Here is a 16,518-nt window from a genome sequence, read left to right on the forward strand (position 1 = left end):
AACTTTATGTCCCGGACTCTTCTTTATTTGCAATACTTGATATTGTCGGCTGGCTGTCTTAGGGGACAGCTTCAGCCTGTAGTCCTTTTAAAGAAATACTTAGATGAACATTTACTCATTCTGTTGTGATGCTTGCCTAGGGGGGGATGGATCGAGCCACAGTCTTGTAAAATAGTTCTTAGATAGATAATCACTCACATAAGTTGCTTCGCGTTCCTGGGATGCTGTCTCTAAAACAGTTCTTGGATGGATAATATTCTTTGGTTGCGACGCTTTCATGTGGGAAAGGCTCTAAAGTAGTTCTTTGATTTTAATCATTAGAACTACTTGAGTCTGGGACATAAATAATATAATAATACTATTTAGCAAATTCGCAGTAGCTGACTGAACTGAGAAGGCGCTTAAATCAAGCTTTCTCAGTTCTAGTCATCCTTGCGGAGGTGGGCGGGGCCCCAACACAAAAAATCACGAAAGTGATTTTACGAGCTAAGCAAGTTGGGGTTACGACGAATTCAAAAGAATTCTGTCCCGCTCCCTCCTCAACCCCAGCTTGCTTTGCTTGTAGATTTTCTTGTTGAAAATCTCTTTGCTGGGGCCCCGCACACAACGTCATTTGTAGTTCATCTTTAGAATTTCTTACATAAGTGTGTGAGCACTTATGTTCATTAATAATCAACACAATCGTCTTGCCACAATACTTTATATTTATATGTAATTTTATATTGAAATACTAAAAAATATAATATGACTCAAGTAACTCTACCAAAGGATAATAATAGTTATTCTAAAATAGACCATGATGTCACATTGATGAAAATGAAAGAAGATTGTATGAAAAAAGGACAACTGTATGAACTTCAATTCAAAAACAAATAAAAAATGAATGAAGAATTATAATTGTGAATGTTTTAAAGCCCAAATTAATTGAATACTTTTAGAATCTAAAACGAAAACCACCTACAGTCAAAGGAAAATTGATGTGGCGCTTACTTTTAGATTTATGGAGGCGTTTTTGGGTTTCACTCGAATGTCTGTACAAGAGATAAATAAATCCAAAAGAGAACAAGGAATTGTGCTAATGCACATAATATAAAGAAAGTAACAACTCAATGAGCTAAAAATAATCAAAAAAAGTATAAAAAAAGACAATTTCTATATTATTTCAATAGAAATTGTCTTAATTTACTTATCCTGGAACTTTATGTCCCGGACGCTATTACGTCATACGGAAACCATTTATTAATCTTCGTTCACTTTCATAATTACAGGTAAAATCATTGGACGACGTGCTGTTTTATCATATAAATAAGGTTGTAGTGTCTCAATGATTGACGATTTAATTTGATGCCATTGAATATTTGGATTAGCATTTAGTTTTGAAATAACATCAGTTTTAATTTTACGTTGCGCATCGTAAATTAATTGTCCAGATTCTCGCATATATACGAAACCACGAGAAATGATGTCTGGACCAGAAAGCAATTTATTAGTACTGAAATCGATACTAACGACGACTATGACTAAGCCTTCTTCAGATAATAATTTACGATCGCGGATAACGACATTACCAATATCACCAATACCACTACCATCAACTAACACATTTCCAGAAGGTATACGACCCGCTTTACGTGCTGAGTCATGTGTTAATGCAAGCACGTCACCGATATCAAAGATAAAGACATTTTCTTCTTTAACACCACAGTCAGCACCAGTCTGACCATGTGCTTTAAGCATGCGATATTCACCGTGAATAGGTAAGAAGTATTTCGGTTGAATTAAGCGAAGCATTAATTGCTGATCGCCTTGTGAACCGTGACCTGATGTATGGATATTAGATATTTTGCTATGAATTACATCAGCACCAGCTTTATATAAAGCATTAATAGTGCGGTTGATACTCTTAGTATTACCTGGAATAGGTGAAGAACTGAAGACTACAGTATCATCTGGAATAATTTTAATTTGTTTATGCGTTCCATTTGCGATACGAGATAAAGCAGCCATCGGTTCACCTTGAGAGCCTGTACATAGAATAAGTAATTCATGTTTAGGAATATTGTTAATTTTATTTGGCTCCACAAAAGTTTCTGGCGGTGCTTTGATGTAACCCAGCTCCATACCAATTTTAATATTATTTTCCATAGAACGACCAAATGTTACAATTTTACGATTGTATTTAATTGCAGCTTCAACCGCTTGTTGTACACGGTAAATATTAGATGCAAAGGTAGCAAATATAATACGTCCCTTACAATTACGGAAAATCTTATCAACGTTCTGTCCGACTTCTCGCTCACTTAGTGTGAAATCAGGAACTAAGGCATTAGTTGAGTCAGATAGAAGACATAGAACACCTTCTTTACCTAATTCAGCCATTTTAGCAATATTCGCTGGTTCACCTACAGGCGTGAAATCAAATTTAAAGTCACCAGTATGAACAATTTTGCCTTCAGGTGTGTCGATAATTACACCGTAAGCTTCAGGAATACTATGAGTTGTTAGATAAAATGATATTTCAAAGTGTTTCGATTTAATAACACTATCTTCTGTAATCTCATTTAATGACGCATTACGTAATAAGTTGTGTTCATCTAGCTTATTACGTATTAGTCCTAAAGCTAATGGACCACCATAAATAGGTACATTAATTTGTTTTAATAGGTAGGGCACACCACCTATATGGTCTTCATGTCCGTGCGTTATGAATAGACCGACAATTTTATCTTGATTTTGTTCGAGGTAAGTGTAATCAGGAATGACGTAGTCAATTCCTAGTAAATTATCATCGGGGAATTTAATTCCAGCATCTATGATGACGATTTCGTTCTTATATTCGATGGCGTAAGTGTTTTTACCGACTTCACCTAAGCCACCTAAAGCATATACACCTACTTCGTTAGAATGTAATTGCTTCATTATTGAGCATTCTCCACGTTGAAATGATCAGAATGTTCTTTTTCATATTCTAAATGTGCGCCCTCTAATTTAGTAATGAATTCGATATTATAATTGCGGTCTTTTAAATAACGTCTTACTTGTTCCTCTGTTTCACCTTCAACATAAATTGTATTTGTGTTTTCACGAACGATTACTTCGTCTTTGTTATGTTGGAAAAATACTTTAAATACTGTCATATTGGATAGTTCCTCCTAAATTTAAACATCTTAATTGATTTTATTAATCTGAAACCTTAATCAACTTGATACGTCCAGTCATATTGCGTAGGTTAATAGTAGTACTTTGTCAATTTACAATTATTTGTAAATATTGATTTCTCTACGTGTTGATATTAGCGTCATGTTATAAATATCAACCTAATAGTTATGTGATTAAGCACAATATGATATGTTTCTGACTTTCAAGCGTGTATTAAGGCAAATATAAATGTCGTTCATTATTTGAAAATTAGCATTACACTAAGATTTCAGTTACTATTTATTTTACATTATGTATATAAATAAATAAAGCAGTTTATATCTGTTCAACACTTCAATTACTAGATATAAAGTCTAAATATTATTAAATAAGTAAGAATTAAATTTATTGTTCAAGTCGTGGATAAATAAAAAACTCAAACTACTTCCATATTTGAAAATAGCTTGAGTAAAATAAACTTGATTAAAGTTAAACCTCAACTGAGTCTGGTAATGGTGCTAATGGATTGTCTTGATCAATATAATCATAGAACATAATACCATTTAAATGATCGATTTCATGTTGGAAAATAATCGCAGGATAACCTTTTAATCTCAATTTAACTTCATTACCGTCAATGTCTAATGCTTTAATGGTTACTCTATAATGTCTATGAACTAATCCAGGAATATTTTCATCCACACTCAAACAACCTTCACCAGTAGGTAAATAGGCGTGTTGAACACTGTGGCTCATGATTTTAGGATTAACCAGCATATAGTCATATGATTTACCGTTTCCATCATCAGGTAAGTAAACAGCAATCATTCTTTTAGAAACATTGATTTGAGGCGCAGCTAAACCAACGCCTGAACGTAAACCATATTTTTTAGCAATGTCATCATCTTGACTGTTAATTAAAAATTGACGCATTTCTTTTAATGTATTTCTATCTTCATCAGATAACGGTAAATTTACGTCTTCCGCTTTAGCGCGTAACGCAGGATGACCATCTCTGATAATATCTTTCATAGTTAACATGTCATACACCTTCCTTATAATAAAATATAACAGAAAAACGAATCATAAGTACATTATCTTATTTCATTTGATTTATAAAGCATAATTCTATATGATAACAGTCGAATGACTACGAGGAGGTTTACACTCAATGAAACTACGTAAAACAGTTGCAGTAGTAGCAGCGTCGACAGTTTTATTAGCAGGTTGTACAACAGATAAAAAAGAAGTGAAAGCATACAATGAAAATGTTCAAAAGGCGTTTGATAAAGAACAACCTATTAATAGTATTAGCAAGAAATTAAATTCTCTCGAAGAAAAGAAACAAGATCTATATAAAAAAGCGAATAATGATAATGATGAAACACGTAAGAAAGCAGCTGATGATATTCTTGATAATATCAAACAAAGAGAAGATACATTTGATAAAGAAATAGCAGCATTAGATGATTCTAAGAAACAATTTAATAAAGGCGAGTCACACATCAAAGAAATTAAAAGTGATGACAAGAAAAAAGAACTTAAACAATTAGATGATGCAGTTAAAAACAAATATAAAGTACATGACAAATATGCGGATGCCTATAAGAATGTTTTAGATAAAGAAAAAGATTTATTCGAACTTATCAAACAGGATGGTATAACGCAATCTCAAGTAGATGAAAAGAATGATGCATTAAATAAAGCACAGAAGAATTTCCAAGACAAATTTAAAGAATATTCAAAAGCTATGAACACAGTAAATAAAGAAAAACAAGATGTTGATAATCTGTAGTACTTTGGGTATTGATACAGATTGAATATCGATAATGATACAGTTGAAAAAACTGTATCTTTTTTAGTAATACAGAACTTTATTAAAATATTTAACAGTACAAATAAATTGTGGTACACTATGAGAGGATAAAATGAATTTCTATTATATGGGAAAGGTATGGTGAATTGAATGGCTCCTAAGTTACAAGCCCAATTCGATGCAGTAAAAGTATTAAATGATACTCAGTCGAAATTTGAAATGGTTCAAATTTTGGATGTTGATGGTAATGTCGTAAATGAAGACTTAGTACCTGATTTAACTGATGAACAACTAGTAGAATTAATGGAAAGAATGGTGTGGACACGTATTCTTGACCAACGTTCTATTTCATTAAATAGACAAGGTCGATTAGGTTTCTATGCGCCAACAGCTGGACAAGAAGCTTCACAATTAGCTTCACAATACGCTTTAGAAAAAGAAGACTTCATCTTACCAGGTTACCGTGACGTGCCACAAATCATTTGGCATGGTTTACCATTAACTGAAGCTTTCTTATTCTCAAGAGGACACTTCAAAGGAAATCAATTCCCTGAAGGTGTTAATGCATTCAGTCCACAAATCATTATCGGTGCACAATACATTCAAACTGCTGGTGTAGCATTCGGTATTAAAAAACGTGGTAAAAAAGCAGTAGCGATCACTTACACTGGTGACGGTGGTTCATCACAAGGTGACTTCTATGAAGGTATCAACTTTGCTTCAGCTTACAAAGCACCAGCAATTTTTGTTATCCAAAATAACAACTATGCTATTTCTACTCCACGTAGTAAACAAACAGCAGCAACTTCATTAGCTCAAAAAGCTATTGCAGTAGGTATCCCTGGTATCCAAGTTGATGGTATGGATGCATTAGCTGTATACCAAGCTACTAAAGAAGCTCGTGATCGTGCTATTAATGGTGAAGGTCCAACATTAATTGAAACTATGACTTATCGTTATGGTCCTCATACAATGGCTGGAGATGACCCAACTCGTTACAGAACTTCAGATGAAGATGAAGATTGGAAGAAAAAAGACCCATTAGTTCGTTTCAGAAAATTCTTAGAAAATAAAGGTTTATGGAACGAAGATAAAGAAAATGAAGTTATTGAACGTGCTAAAGACGACATCAAGAAAGCTATCAAAGAGGCTGACAATACTCCAAAACAAACAGTTATTGACTTAATGGATATCATGTACGAAGATATGCCTCAAAACTTAGCTGAACAATATGAAATTTACAAAGAGAAGGAGTCGAAATAAGCCATGGCACAAATGACAATGGTTCAAGCGATTAACAATGCGCTTAAAACTGAATTGCAAAATGACGAAAACGTAGTAGTTTTCGGTGAAGACGTTGGTGTTAACGGTGGTGTATTCCGTGTAACTGAAGGTTTACAAAAAGAATTCGGTGAAGATCGTGTATTCGATACGCCATTAGCTGAATCTGGTATCGGTGGTTTAGCTCTTGGTTTAACTGTAGAAGGTTTCCGTCCAGTAATGGAAATCCAATTCCTTGGTTTCGTATTTGAAGTATTTGACGAAGTTGCTGGTCAAATTGCTCGTACACGTTTCCGTTCAGGTGGTTCTAAAGTAGCGCCTGTTACAATCCGTGCACCATTCGGTGGTGGTGTTCATACACCTGAATTACACGCTGATAACTTAGAAGGCATTTTAGCTCAATCACCAGGTATTAAAGTAGTTATTCCTTCAGGCCCATATGATGCTAAAGGTTTATTACTATCATCAATCAGATCAAATGATCCAGTTGTATATTTAGAGCACATGAAATTATACCGTTCATTCCGTGAAGAAGTTCCAGAAGAAGAATATACAATTGACATCGGTAAAGCTAATGTGAGAAAAGAAGGTAACGACATCACATTAATCGCTTACGGTGCAATGGTTCAAGAATCTGAAAAAGCTGCTGAAGAATTAGAAAAAGAAGGTTACTCAGTAGAAGTTATTGACTTGCGTACTGTACAACCTATCGACATCGATACTTTAGTTGCTTCAGTTGAAAAAACTGGTCGTGCTGTAGTAGTTCAAGAAGCACAACGTCAAGCTGGTGTTGGTGCTACAGTAGCTGCTGAATTAGCTGAACGTGCTATCCTTTCATTAGAAGCACCAATCGCTCGTGTAGCTGCTGCTGATACAGTATACCCATTTACTCAAGCTGAAAATGTTTGGTTACCAAACAAAAACGACATCGTTGAGCAAGCTAAAGCTACATTAGAATTCTAATACTTTTAGCTTAACAATTAGCTAGCAATCAGACTTATAGGAAGTAAGTAAGTAACATGTTTACTTTTTACTCTATGTGTGAATAAGTAAGTGTAAACTAGAGGCGTAGGGCAAAGTAATTTGATGTAGTGGTTCAAATTATTCTGTCCTTGCTCTATGTTATAAATTTATTAAATGATGAATAAGAAATCTAGGAGGACAAGAACGTGGCATTTGAATTTAGATTACCCGACATTGGTGAAGGTATCCACGAAGGTGAAATTGTAAAATGGTTTGTTAAAGCCGGAGATACAATTGAAGAAGATGATGTATTAGCAGAGGTTCAAAATGACAAATCTGTAGTTGAAATCCCATCTCCTGTTAGCGGTACTGTTGAAGAAGTTGTAGTTGACGAAGGTACTGTAGCAGTAGTAGGTGATGTTATTGTTAAAATCGACGCACCTGATGCAGAAGATATGCAATTTAAAGGTGGTCATGATGACGATGCTTCATCAGAAGAAGCACCAGCTCAAGAAGAAGCTAAAACAGAAGAAGCACCAGTAGCATCAGCTTCACAAGATGAAGAAGTAGATGAAAATAGACAAATCAAAGCTATGCCATCTGTTCGTAAATATGCTCGTGAAAAAGGCGTTAACATCAAAGCAGTAGCTGGTTCAGGTAAAAATGGTCGAATTACTAAAGAAGATATCGACAACCACTTAAATGGTGGCGGTGCGCAAGCAGCAACAGCTTCAAACGAAAGTGCAGCTGCTTCAACATCAGAAGATACTTCTGCAGTTCAAACACAATCTGTACCTGAAGGTGACTTCCCTGAAACTACAGAAAAAATCCCAGCAATGCGTAGAGCAATTGCGAAAGCAATGGTTAACTCTAAACACACTGCTCCTCACGTAACATTAATGGATGAAATTGATGTTCAAGATTTATGGGATCACCGTAAAAAATTCAAAGAAGTTGCAGCTGAACAAGGTATTAAATTAACTTTCTTACCATATGTTGTTAAAGCATTAGTTTCTGCACTTAAAAAATACCCAGCACTTAACACTTCATTCAACGAAGAAGCTGGCGAAATCGTACACAAACACTATTGGAACATTGGTATTGCTGCTGACACTGAAAGAGGTTTATTAGTACCTGTAGTTAAAAATGCAGACCGTAAATCAATCTTCCAAATTTCAGATGAAATCAACGAATTAGCTGTTAAAGCACGTGATGGTAAATTAACATCTGACGAAATGAAAGGTGCTACATGCACAATCAGTAATATCGGTTCAGCTGGTGGACAATGGTTCACTCCAGTTATCAACCACCCAGAAGTAGCTATCTTAGGTATTGGCCGTATTGCTCAAAAACCTATCGTTAAAGACGGTGAAATCGTAGCAGCTCCAGTATTAGCTTTATCATTAAGCTTTGACCACAGACAAATTGATGGTGCAACTGGACAAAACGCTATGAATCACATTAAACGCTTATTAAATAATCCAGAATTATTATTAATGGAGGGGTAAAACATGGTAGTTGGAGATTTCCCAATTGAAACAGATACTATTGTAATCGGAGCAGGTCCTGGTGGATACGTTGCAGCAATTCGTGCAGCACAATTAGGACAAAAAGTTACTATCGTTGAGAAAGGTAACTTAGGTGGTGTATGCTTAAACGTTGGTTGTATTCCTTCTAAAGCATTATTACACGCTTCACACCGCTTTGTAGAAGCACAACACTCTGAAAACTTAGGTGTTATCGCTGAAAGCGTATCACTTAAATTTGACAAAGTTCAAGAATTCAAAAAATCAGTTGTTAACAAATTAACTGGTGGTGTTGAAGGCTTATTAAAAGGTAATAAAGTTGAAATCGTTAAAGGTGAAGCATATTTCGTTGATAATAATAGCTTACGTGTTATGGACGAAAAAAGTGCTCAAACTTATAACTTCAAACACGCTATTATCGCAACAGGTTCTAGACCAATCGAAATTCCTAACTTTGAATTCGGTAAACGTGTTATCGATTCAACAGGTGCTTTAAACTTGCAAGAAGTTCCAGGTAAATTAGTCGTTGTCGGCGGTGGTTACATTGGTTCAGAACTTGGTACTGCATTTGCTAACTTCGGTTCAGACGTTACTATTTTAGAAGGCGCTAAAGAAATTCTTGGCGGATTCGAAAAACAAATGGTTCAACCAGTTAAAAAAGGCATGAAAGCTAAAGGCGTTGAAATCATTACTGAAGCAATGGCTAAAAATGCTGAAGAAACTGAAAATGGCGTTAAAGTTACTTATGAAGCTAAAGGTGAAGAAAAAACTATCGAAGCTGATTATGTATTAGTAACTGTTGGTCGTCGTCCAAACACAGACGAATTAGGTTTAGAAGAATTAGGCCTTAAATTCGCTGATCGTGGATTATTAGAAGTAGACAAACAAAGCCGTACTTCTATCGACAATATTTATGCAATTGGTGATATCGTTCCTGGTTTACCACTTGCTCATAAAGCAAGTTATGAAGCTAAAGTAGCTGCTGAAGCTATTTCTGGCCAAGCATCAGAAGTAGACTACATCGGTATGCCAGCTGTATGTTTCACTGAGCCAGAATTAGCTCAAGTTGGTTACACTGAAGCACAAGCTAAAGAAGAAGGTTTAGATTATAAAGCTTCTAAATTCCCTTATGCTGGTAATGGCCGTGCATTATCATTAGATGATACTACTGGTTTCGTTAAACTTATCACATTAAAAGAAGACGGTACTGTTATCGGTGCACAAATTGCTGGTAATGGCGCTTCAGACATTATCTCTGAATTAGGTTTAGCTATTGAAGCTGGTATGAATGCTGAAGATATCGCATTAACTGTACACGCTCACCCAACATTAGGTGAAATGTCTATGGAAGCTGCTGAAAAAGCAATTGGATTACCAATCCACACTATGTAATAATTAATGATTAGTCGAATAGACTAATTTCATAAATTGAATAACTGTATTATAGTTATTTAACAGTCAACAGGGGTGCAACTCAAGTTCATATTTGAACTTGGTTTCACCCCTGTTTTAATATTATCTAGCTGTAATGGGTATAAGATTAATAACGGCTAAAATAATAAAAAGGAGGGTTTAGATGGAGTATCAATATCCGCTAGATTTAGATTGGACTAACGAAGAAATGGTCGATGTGATTGCCTTTTTCAATAAAATTGAAAGCTATTATGAAAAATCGGTCAATGGTCAAGACTTAATACAGCATTATAAACGTTTTAAAGAAATCGTTCCTGGTAAAGCAGAAGAAAAGCAAATATTTAAAGAATTTGAAGAAAAAAGTAGTTATAACAGTTACAAAGTCATACAAGAAGTGAAAAATAATCCTGATCAAACGTCGTTTAGCGCTAATTAACTTAGCGTTGTTCTATGTGAACTATCAAAACTTATAAAGTCTATTAGATTAATTTATATTTAATTTCAAAAAACTATTGAAGTCAAAGCTATATTTTGATACTTTTATTAAGCATTAAACAAAATGTTTAATATTAGTAAACAAGATATAGCTTTTTTTAAGGTGATTAACAATGCAAATTGGTAATAAATTACGTAATTTAAGACGTATAAAGAATTTAACACAAGAAGAGTTAGCAGAACGTACAGATTTGTCCAAAGGATACATCTCTCAAATTGAAAGTCAGCATGCTTCTCCTAGCATGGAAACCTTTTTAAATATTCTAGAGGTGTTAGGTACATCTCCAAGTGATTTTTTTAAAGAAAAATCAAAAGAAAAAGTGCTTTATACGAGAGATGAGCGCACTGTTTATGATGAATATGATAGAGGATATGTTCTTAATTGGTTGGTAATGAAATCAAATGAATTTGAAATGGAACCGCTCATATTATCATTGAAACCAGGTGCATCCTATAAACATTTTGATCCATCTGAATCAGACACATTTATATATTGTTTAAAAGGATGTGTAACGCTGACTTTAGGAAAGTCACGATACCAGGCTAATGAAGAGGATGTTTTATACTTTAGGGCTGATGAAATTCATCAATTACATAATGAAACATCAGAAGAAATAGAAATTTTGATAGTTGCGACAGCATCATATTTATAAGGGAGGAGAATAGTAATGGAGCCATTGTTATCATTTAAAGGTGTAACAAAAGGTTTTGACGATGTAACAATATTGAACAAAATGGATTTAGAGATAGAATCAGGTCATTTCTACACATTACTAGGTCCTTCAGGTTGCGGGAAAACAACGATATTGAAGCTTATAGCTGGATTTGAACAACCAGATGATGGAGATATTATCTATTTAAATAAATCGATAGGTGATTTGCCTGCGAATAAGAGAAAGGTAAATACTGTTTTCCAAGATTATGCTTTATTTCCACATTTAAATGTTTACGATAATATAGCTTTTGGATTAAAGTTAAAAAAATATTCTAAAAAAGATATCGATAAGAAAGTAAAAGATGCATTAAGACTTGTGAAGTTATCAGGATATGAACAACGTAACATCAATGAAATGAGTGGCGGTCAGAAACAGCGTGTGGCAATTGCAAGAGCCATTGTCAACGAACCTGAAATATTATTGTTGGATGAATCATTATCCGCTTTAGATTTAAAATTAAGAACAGAGATGCAATATGAATTACGTGAACTACAAAAACGCCTAGGAATAACATTCATATTTGTAACGCACGATCAAGAAGAAGCATTGGCTTTAAGTGATTATATCTTTGTTATGAAAGATGGTAAAATCCAACAATTTGGTACTCCAACAGATATTTATGATGAGCCGGTCAACCGTTTTGTTGCTGATTTTATAGGTGAATCTAATATCGTTGAAGGCAAAATGGTAGAGGATTTTGTAGTGAATATCTATGGTCAAGACTTTGAATGTGTAGACGCGGGCATACCCTCTGGGAAGAAAGTAGAAGTTGTCATCAGACCTGAGGATATTTCATTAATAGCATCAGACAAAGGGTTATTCAAAGCCACTGTAGACTCAATGTTATTCAGAGGCGTACATTATGAAATTTGTTGCATTGATCGAAAAGGGTATGAGTGGGTAATACAAACAACTAAAAAAGCTGAAGTCGGCAGCGAAGTTGGACTTTATTTTGACCCGGAAGCAATTCATATCATGGTTCCTGGTGAAACAGAAGAAGAGTTTGATAAACGTATTGAAAGTTACGAGGCGTTAGACAATGCGTAATATTAATAAAGTGCTCATCATTCCATATTTATTATGGATGTTATTATTCATTATCATACCAGTTATTTTACTCGTATATTTCTCATTTACCGATCTAAATGGTCATTTTAGTTTTACCAATTATGAGCAAATATTATCATTGAAATATTTAAAGATGATGTGGGATTCAATTTTTTATGCAGCGCTTATTACAATAATTACTTTGTTAATTAGTTATCCGGCTGCTTACTTTATTCGTGCATCAAAAAATCAAAATATGTGGTTGCTCATTTTAATTATTCCTACGTGGATAAATCTTTTACTAAAAACATATGCGTTTATTGGCATATTAAGTCATGAAGGTTTGATTAATAAATTTCTTAATTTTATTCATTTACCGGCAGCTAATCTTTTATTTACGCCAGGCGCATTTTTATTAGTAGCAAGTTATATTTATATACCATTTATGATTCTACCGATATTTAATAGTATGAAAGCAATTCCTAATAATTTGTTACAAGCTTCAAGTGATTTAGGTGCTAGTCCTTTTACAACTTTTAGAAAAGTAATCGTACCTTTGACTAAAGAAGGTGTCATGACAGGCATTCAAGTAACCTTTATCCCAGCATTATCATTATTCATGATTACACGATTGATTGCGGGTAATAAAGTAATTAATATTGGTACATCAATTGAAGAACAATTTCTAGTGATTCAAAATTATGGTATGGGTTCTACAATTGCTATTTTCTTAATTGTATTTATGGCTTTTATTTTAATTATTACTAAATCAAAATCAACGGACGAAAGAAGGTGAATTAAATGAAGTGGTATGGAAAATTATATATTGGCATCCTATTAGTTATATTATATGTTCCGATATTTTTCCTTATGTTTTATTCATTTAATTCAGCGGGAAATATGATTCATTTTGAACATTTCACTTTAGAGCATTATCAAAGTCTGTTTCAAAATGACCGTTTAATGTCTGTTATTTTTAATACAATAGCAGTTGCACTATTAGCGGCAGCGATTTCTACTATTATAGGAACATTTGGTGCTATTTCGTTATATTACTTAAGAAATAAAAAATTCAAAGTAACTTTGTTAACACTTAATAATGTACTAATGGTTTCCTCAGATGTAGTGATAGGCGCTTCATTTTTAATTATGTTTACAGCAGTTGGACATATAACTGGCTTAGGTTTAGGCTTTGGAACAGTACTTGCATCTCATATTGCATTCTGTATTCCAATTGTTGTTATCGTAGTGTTACCACAGCTTTATGAAATGAATAACAATATATTGAATGCTGCACGCGATTTAGGCGCATCAGAATCACAAATACTTGGACGTGTATTGATTCCAAACTTAATGCCTTCCATTATTGGTGGTTTTTTTATGGCTTTAACGTATTCATTAGATGATTTTACAGTAAGTTTCTTCGTGACGGGTAACGGATTTAGTGTACTGTCTGTCGAAGTCTATGCTATGGCCCGTAAAGGAATTAGTATGGAAATTAACGCCATTTCAACGATTTTATTCGCTGCTATTGTATTAGGAATTGTTGGCTATTATGCAATAAAACGTTCAGTGAAAAAACGACATTTAGCTAAGCGAGGTGTACAACAGTGAAGCAATTTTTACAACTTATATTGGGTGCCATTGTTGTCGGTTTAATTTGCTTAGGTATTAGTCACTGGTTTAAATCGCAAGATAATACGAGTACTGGTGAAAAGATTTATGTATATAATTGGGGCGAATATATTGACCCAGATTTAATTAAACAATTTGAGAAAGAAACGGGCATTCAAGTTGTATATGAAACGTTTGATTCGAATGAAGCGATGGAAGCTAAAATTCGAAATGGTGGAACGCATTATGATGTGGCTTTTCCAAGTGAATATACGGTTCAAAAATTGAAACGTGAAAATTTATTAGAACCACTTGACCATAGTAAGGTTCCCAATATTAAAAACTTAGATCCTAATTATATGAATATGCCATATGATAGAAATAATAAATATTCACTACCTTATTTCTTTGGAACAGTGGGTATTTTATATAATAAACAAGCCTATCCAAATGAAGACTTTAGTAGTTGGCGTACTTTATACCAACCTAAATATAAAAATGATGTTCTATTAGTGGATGGTGCACGTGAAATTATGGGATTAGCTTTAAATAAATTAGGCTATAGTTTAAATGATACTAATCCCAATCATTTAAAAGAAGCGGAGAAGGATTTACATCATCTGGCACCTCAAGTTCGTGGTGTTGTTGGGGATGAGGTTACAATGATGCTTGAACAAAACGAAGGGAATATCGCAGTCGTTTGGAGTGGTGTTGCAGCTCCACTAGTGCAAAATAGTGACAAATATAATTATGTGATTCCTAAAGAGGGGTCTAATCTATGGTTTGATAACATGGTTATTCCTAAGACAGCGCAAAACAAAGAAGGTGCTTATAAATTTATGAATTTCCTTCTTGACGCTAAAAATAACAAACAGAATACAGAGTGGGTAGGATACGCTACACCAAATAAAGCTGCACGTCAGTTATTACCTAAAGAAGTAAGAGATGATCATCGTTTCTATCCAACGCAAAAAGAGCAAGCGCGATTAGAAATTTATAAAGATTTAGGTCCTAAAACATTAGGAGAATATAACGAAAGTTTCTTAAACTTTAAAATGTCTTTAAAATAGACTATAAATAGTAGTTATTTTATAATGAATTAGATATAATTATTTGATAAGTTATATAAGGAGTTGTAATACATGTCAGGAGAACGTTACACGCAAATCAAACGGCCTGTGAGTCGTCTGACTGAAAAACTTTTAGGTTGGTTTAGTTGGATTTTCTTACTTATATTGACGGTTATTACAATGTTTATTGCACTCGTGTCATTTAGTAATGATACATCAATTCAAAATCTTGAAAACTCAATGAATAATAATGAACTAATTCAGCAGATTTTAACAAATAATAGTTTAAATACCACACAATTTGTGATTTGGTTACAAAATGGTGTATGGGCAATTATTGTTTATTTCATAGTATGTTTGCTTATTTCATTTTTAGCGTTAATATCTATGAATATGAGAATACTTTCTGGATTCTTATTCTTAATTGCCTCAATTATTACATTGCCATTGGTATTATTATTCGTAACATTAATTATTCCTATTTTCTTCTTTATCATTGCAATCATGATGTTTGCACGGAAGAGTAAGGTTGAAACAGTACCTATGTACGGTCCATCACAAGGCTATGAACCGCATTACTATCCTAGAGATGAATATAATGATTATGATGATCGTTATTATGGATCAAATAGAAATATTAATGACGACTATGGTTACGATAATCATAACCAGTATGACGATTATGAACAAGACGATGTGGAACCACCACATAAAACTAAAAAATCAGACCGTCGTACACGTCGTAAAAAACCATATTACAATGATGATATCGATAATAATTATCGAGATAACAACTTTGATGACACAACACATCGTAATGATGCTGAGCAAGATTTAGCAACTGACACTGAGGAAGATAAATATAATCAATATCCAAAACGTGCAATCACTGATGAGTACCACACAGATGCTAATGATAATGAAGCAACTGGCGTACTTTCTAGACAGGCTAAATACAATCAGAAATCGAATAAACAATCTCAGTACGATAACAACATTGATGAAGATTCAAATGATTTTGCTGAAAATGTGGTTGATTCAGAGCCGAAAATTGATAAAAAAGAAGAAAAAGCGCAACGTAAAAGAGAAAAGGCTGAACTTAAAGCCAAGAAAAAAGAAAAACGTAAAGCTTATAATCAACGTATGAAAGAGCGTCGCAAAAATCAACCAAGTGCAGTTAGTCAACGACGTATGAATTATGAAGAACGTAAACAAGTATTGAATAAAGATGATATTGAATCAGATAAAGAATTAAATAACAACGAAGATAATAAAGATTAATATCTCCTTAAAGCGAGTCTGGAACATAAATAATATAATAATGCTATTTAGCAAATTCGCAGTAGCTGACTGAACTGAGAAGGCGCTTAATTCAAGCTTTTCTCAGTTCTAGTCATCCTTGCGGGGGTGGGACGACGAATTTAAAAGAATTCTGTTCC

At 33.8% G+C, this 16,518-nt stretch carries 15 protein-coding genes and 1 pseudogene; 13 read left to right on the plus strand and 3 right to left on the minus strand.

Annotated features, from left to right (window positions below; translation table 11 throughout):
* Positions 1 to 838 precede the first annotated feature (838 nt).
* A pseudogene (locus KA858_RS12760) lies at positions 839 to 1,243 on the plus strand (IS5/IS1182 family transposase); the annotation flags it as partial.
* On the opposite strand, the gene rnjA reads toward KA858_RS12760, so the two are convergent.
* From rnjA to def, 3 genes are all read right to left on the minus strand, one after another.
* Positions 1,240 to 2,919 (minus strand): ribonuclease J1, encoded by a 1,680-nt coding sequence (rnjA, locus tag KA858_RS01770; RefSeq protein WP_210134855.1) that lies wholly within the window; start codon positions 2,917 to 2,919, stop codon positions 1,240 to 1,242. The pseudogene KA858_RS12760 and the gene rnjA sit on opposite strands and share 4 nt — an antisense overlap.
* Entirely contained in the window at positions 2,919 to 3,137 is a 219-nt protein-coding gene (locus KA858_RS01775) for a DNA-dependent RNA polymerase subunit epsilon (protein WP_053022625.1), read from the minus strand. The genes rnjA and KA858_RS01775 overlap by 1 nt, the downstream gene beginning before the upstream one ends.
* Before the next feature lie 490 nt (positions 3,138 to 3,627).
* Positions 3,628 to 4,179: a peptide deformylase gene (def, locus tag KA858_RS01780; protein ID WP_210134856.1), complete on the minus strand. Its 552-nt coding sequence runs from the start codon at positions 4,177 to 4,179 to the stop codon at positions 3,628 to 3,630.
* A gap of 130 nt (positions 4,180 to 4,309) precedes the next feature.
* Between def and KA858_RS01785 the strand changes: the two genes are divergently transcribed.
* From KA858_RS01785 to auxB, 12 genes are all read left to right on the plus strand, one after another.
* The gene (locus KA858_RS01785; RefSeq protein WP_210134857.1) at positions 4,310 to 4,933 is read left to right on the plus strand and encodes a YkyA family protein; all 624 of its coding nucleotides are present in this window, start codon (positions 4,310 to 4,312) and stop codon (positions 4,931 to 4,933) included.
* Between the two features lie 171 nt (positions 4,934 to 5,104).
* A complete protein-coding gene (gene pdhA, locus KA858_RS01790) occupies positions 5,105 to 6,217 on the plus strand; it encodes a pyruvate dehydrogenase (acetyl-transferring) E1 component subunit alpha (RefSeq protein WP_053022628.1) in 1,113 nt (370 codons plus the stop codon).
* A gap of 3 nt (positions 6,218 to 6,220) precedes the next feature.
* Positions 6,221 to 7,198 carry an alpha-ketoacid dehydrogenase subunit beta gene (locus KA858_RS01795; protein WP_053022629.1) on the plus strand — a complete coding sequence of 326 codons (978 nt, stop codon included), beginning with the start codon at positions 6,221 to 6,223 and terminating at the stop codon, positions 7,196 to 7,198.
* A gap of 206 nt (positions 7,199 to 7,404) precedes the next feature.
* Complete coding sequence (locus KA858_RS01800) at positions 7,405 to 8,706, plus strand: dihydrolipoamide acetyltransferase family protein (RefSeq protein WP_210134858.1); 1,302 nt, start codon at positions 7,405 to 7,407, stop codon at positions 8,704 to 8,706.
* Between the two features lie 3 nt (positions 8,707 to 8,709).
* Positions 8,710 to 10,116, plus strand: a complete 1,407-nt coding sequence (lpdA, locus tag KA858_RS01805) for a dihydrolipoyl dehydrogenase (protein ID WP_016930736.1) — start codon at positions 8,710 to 8,712, stop codon at positions 10,114 to 10,116.
* Positions 10,117 to 10,300: 184 nt separating this feature from the next.
* A complete protein-coding gene (locus KA858_RS01810) occupies positions 10,301 to 10,573 on the plus strand; it encodes a UPF0223 family protein (RefSeq protein ID WP_210134859.1) in 273 nt (90 codons plus the stop codon).
* A 172-nt stretch (positions 10,574 to 10,745) separates the two neighbouring features.
* The gene (locus tag KA858_RS01815) at positions 10,746 to 11,285 is read left to right on the plus strand and encodes a helix-turn-helix domain-containing protein (protein WP_016930734.1); all 540 of its coding nucleotides are present in this window, start codon (positions 10,746 to 10,748) and stop codon (positions 11,283 to 11,285) included.
* 15 nt (positions 11,286 to 11,300) lie between these two features.
* On the plus strand, positions 11,301 to 12,395 hold the full coding sequence (locus KA858_RS01820; protein ID WP_193839525.1) for an ABC transporter ATP-binding protein: 1,095 nt from the start codon (positions 11,301 to 11,303) through the stop codon (positions 12,393 to 12,395).
* Complete coding sequence (locus KA858_RS01825; RefSeq protein ID WP_016930732.1) at positions 12,388 to 13,191, plus strand: ABC transporter permease; 804 nt, start codon at positions 12,388 to 12,390, stop codon at positions 13,189 to 13,191. The genes KA858_RS01820 and KA858_RS01825 overlap by 8 nt, the downstream gene beginning before the upstream one ends.
* A gap of 5 nt (positions 13,192 to 13,196) precedes the next feature.
* Positions 13,197 to 14,009 carry an ABC transporter permease gene (locus KA858_RS01830; RefSeq protein ID WP_210134860.1) on the plus strand — a complete coding sequence of 271 codons (813 nt, stop codon included), beginning with the start codon at positions 13,197 to 13,199 and terminating at the stop codon, positions 14,007 to 14,009.
* The gene (locus KA858_RS01835; protein ID WP_210134861.1) at positions 14,006 to 15,079 is read left to right on the plus strand and encodes an ABC transporter substrate-binding protein; all 1,074 of its coding nucleotides are present in this window, start codon (positions 14,006 to 14,008) and stop codon (positions 15,077 to 15,079) included. Before KA858_RS01830 ends, KA858_RS01835 begins: the two co-directional genes overlap by 4 nt.
* Before the next feature lie 72 nt (positions 15,080 to 15,151).
* The gene (auxB, locus tag KA858_RS01840; protein WP_210134862.1) at positions 15,152 to 16,360 is read left to right on the plus strand and encodes a lipoteichoic acid stability factor AuxB; all 1,209 of its coding nucleotides are present in this window, start codon (positions 15,152 to 15,154) and stop codon (positions 16,358 to 16,360) included.
* Positions 16,361 to 16,518 lie beyond the last annotated feature (158 nt).

Source organism: Staphylococcus sp. GDX8P80P, from assembly GCF_017893095.1.
GTDB lineage: Bacteria > Bacillota > Bacilli > Staphylococcales > Staphylococcaceae > Staphylococcus > Staphylococcus borealis.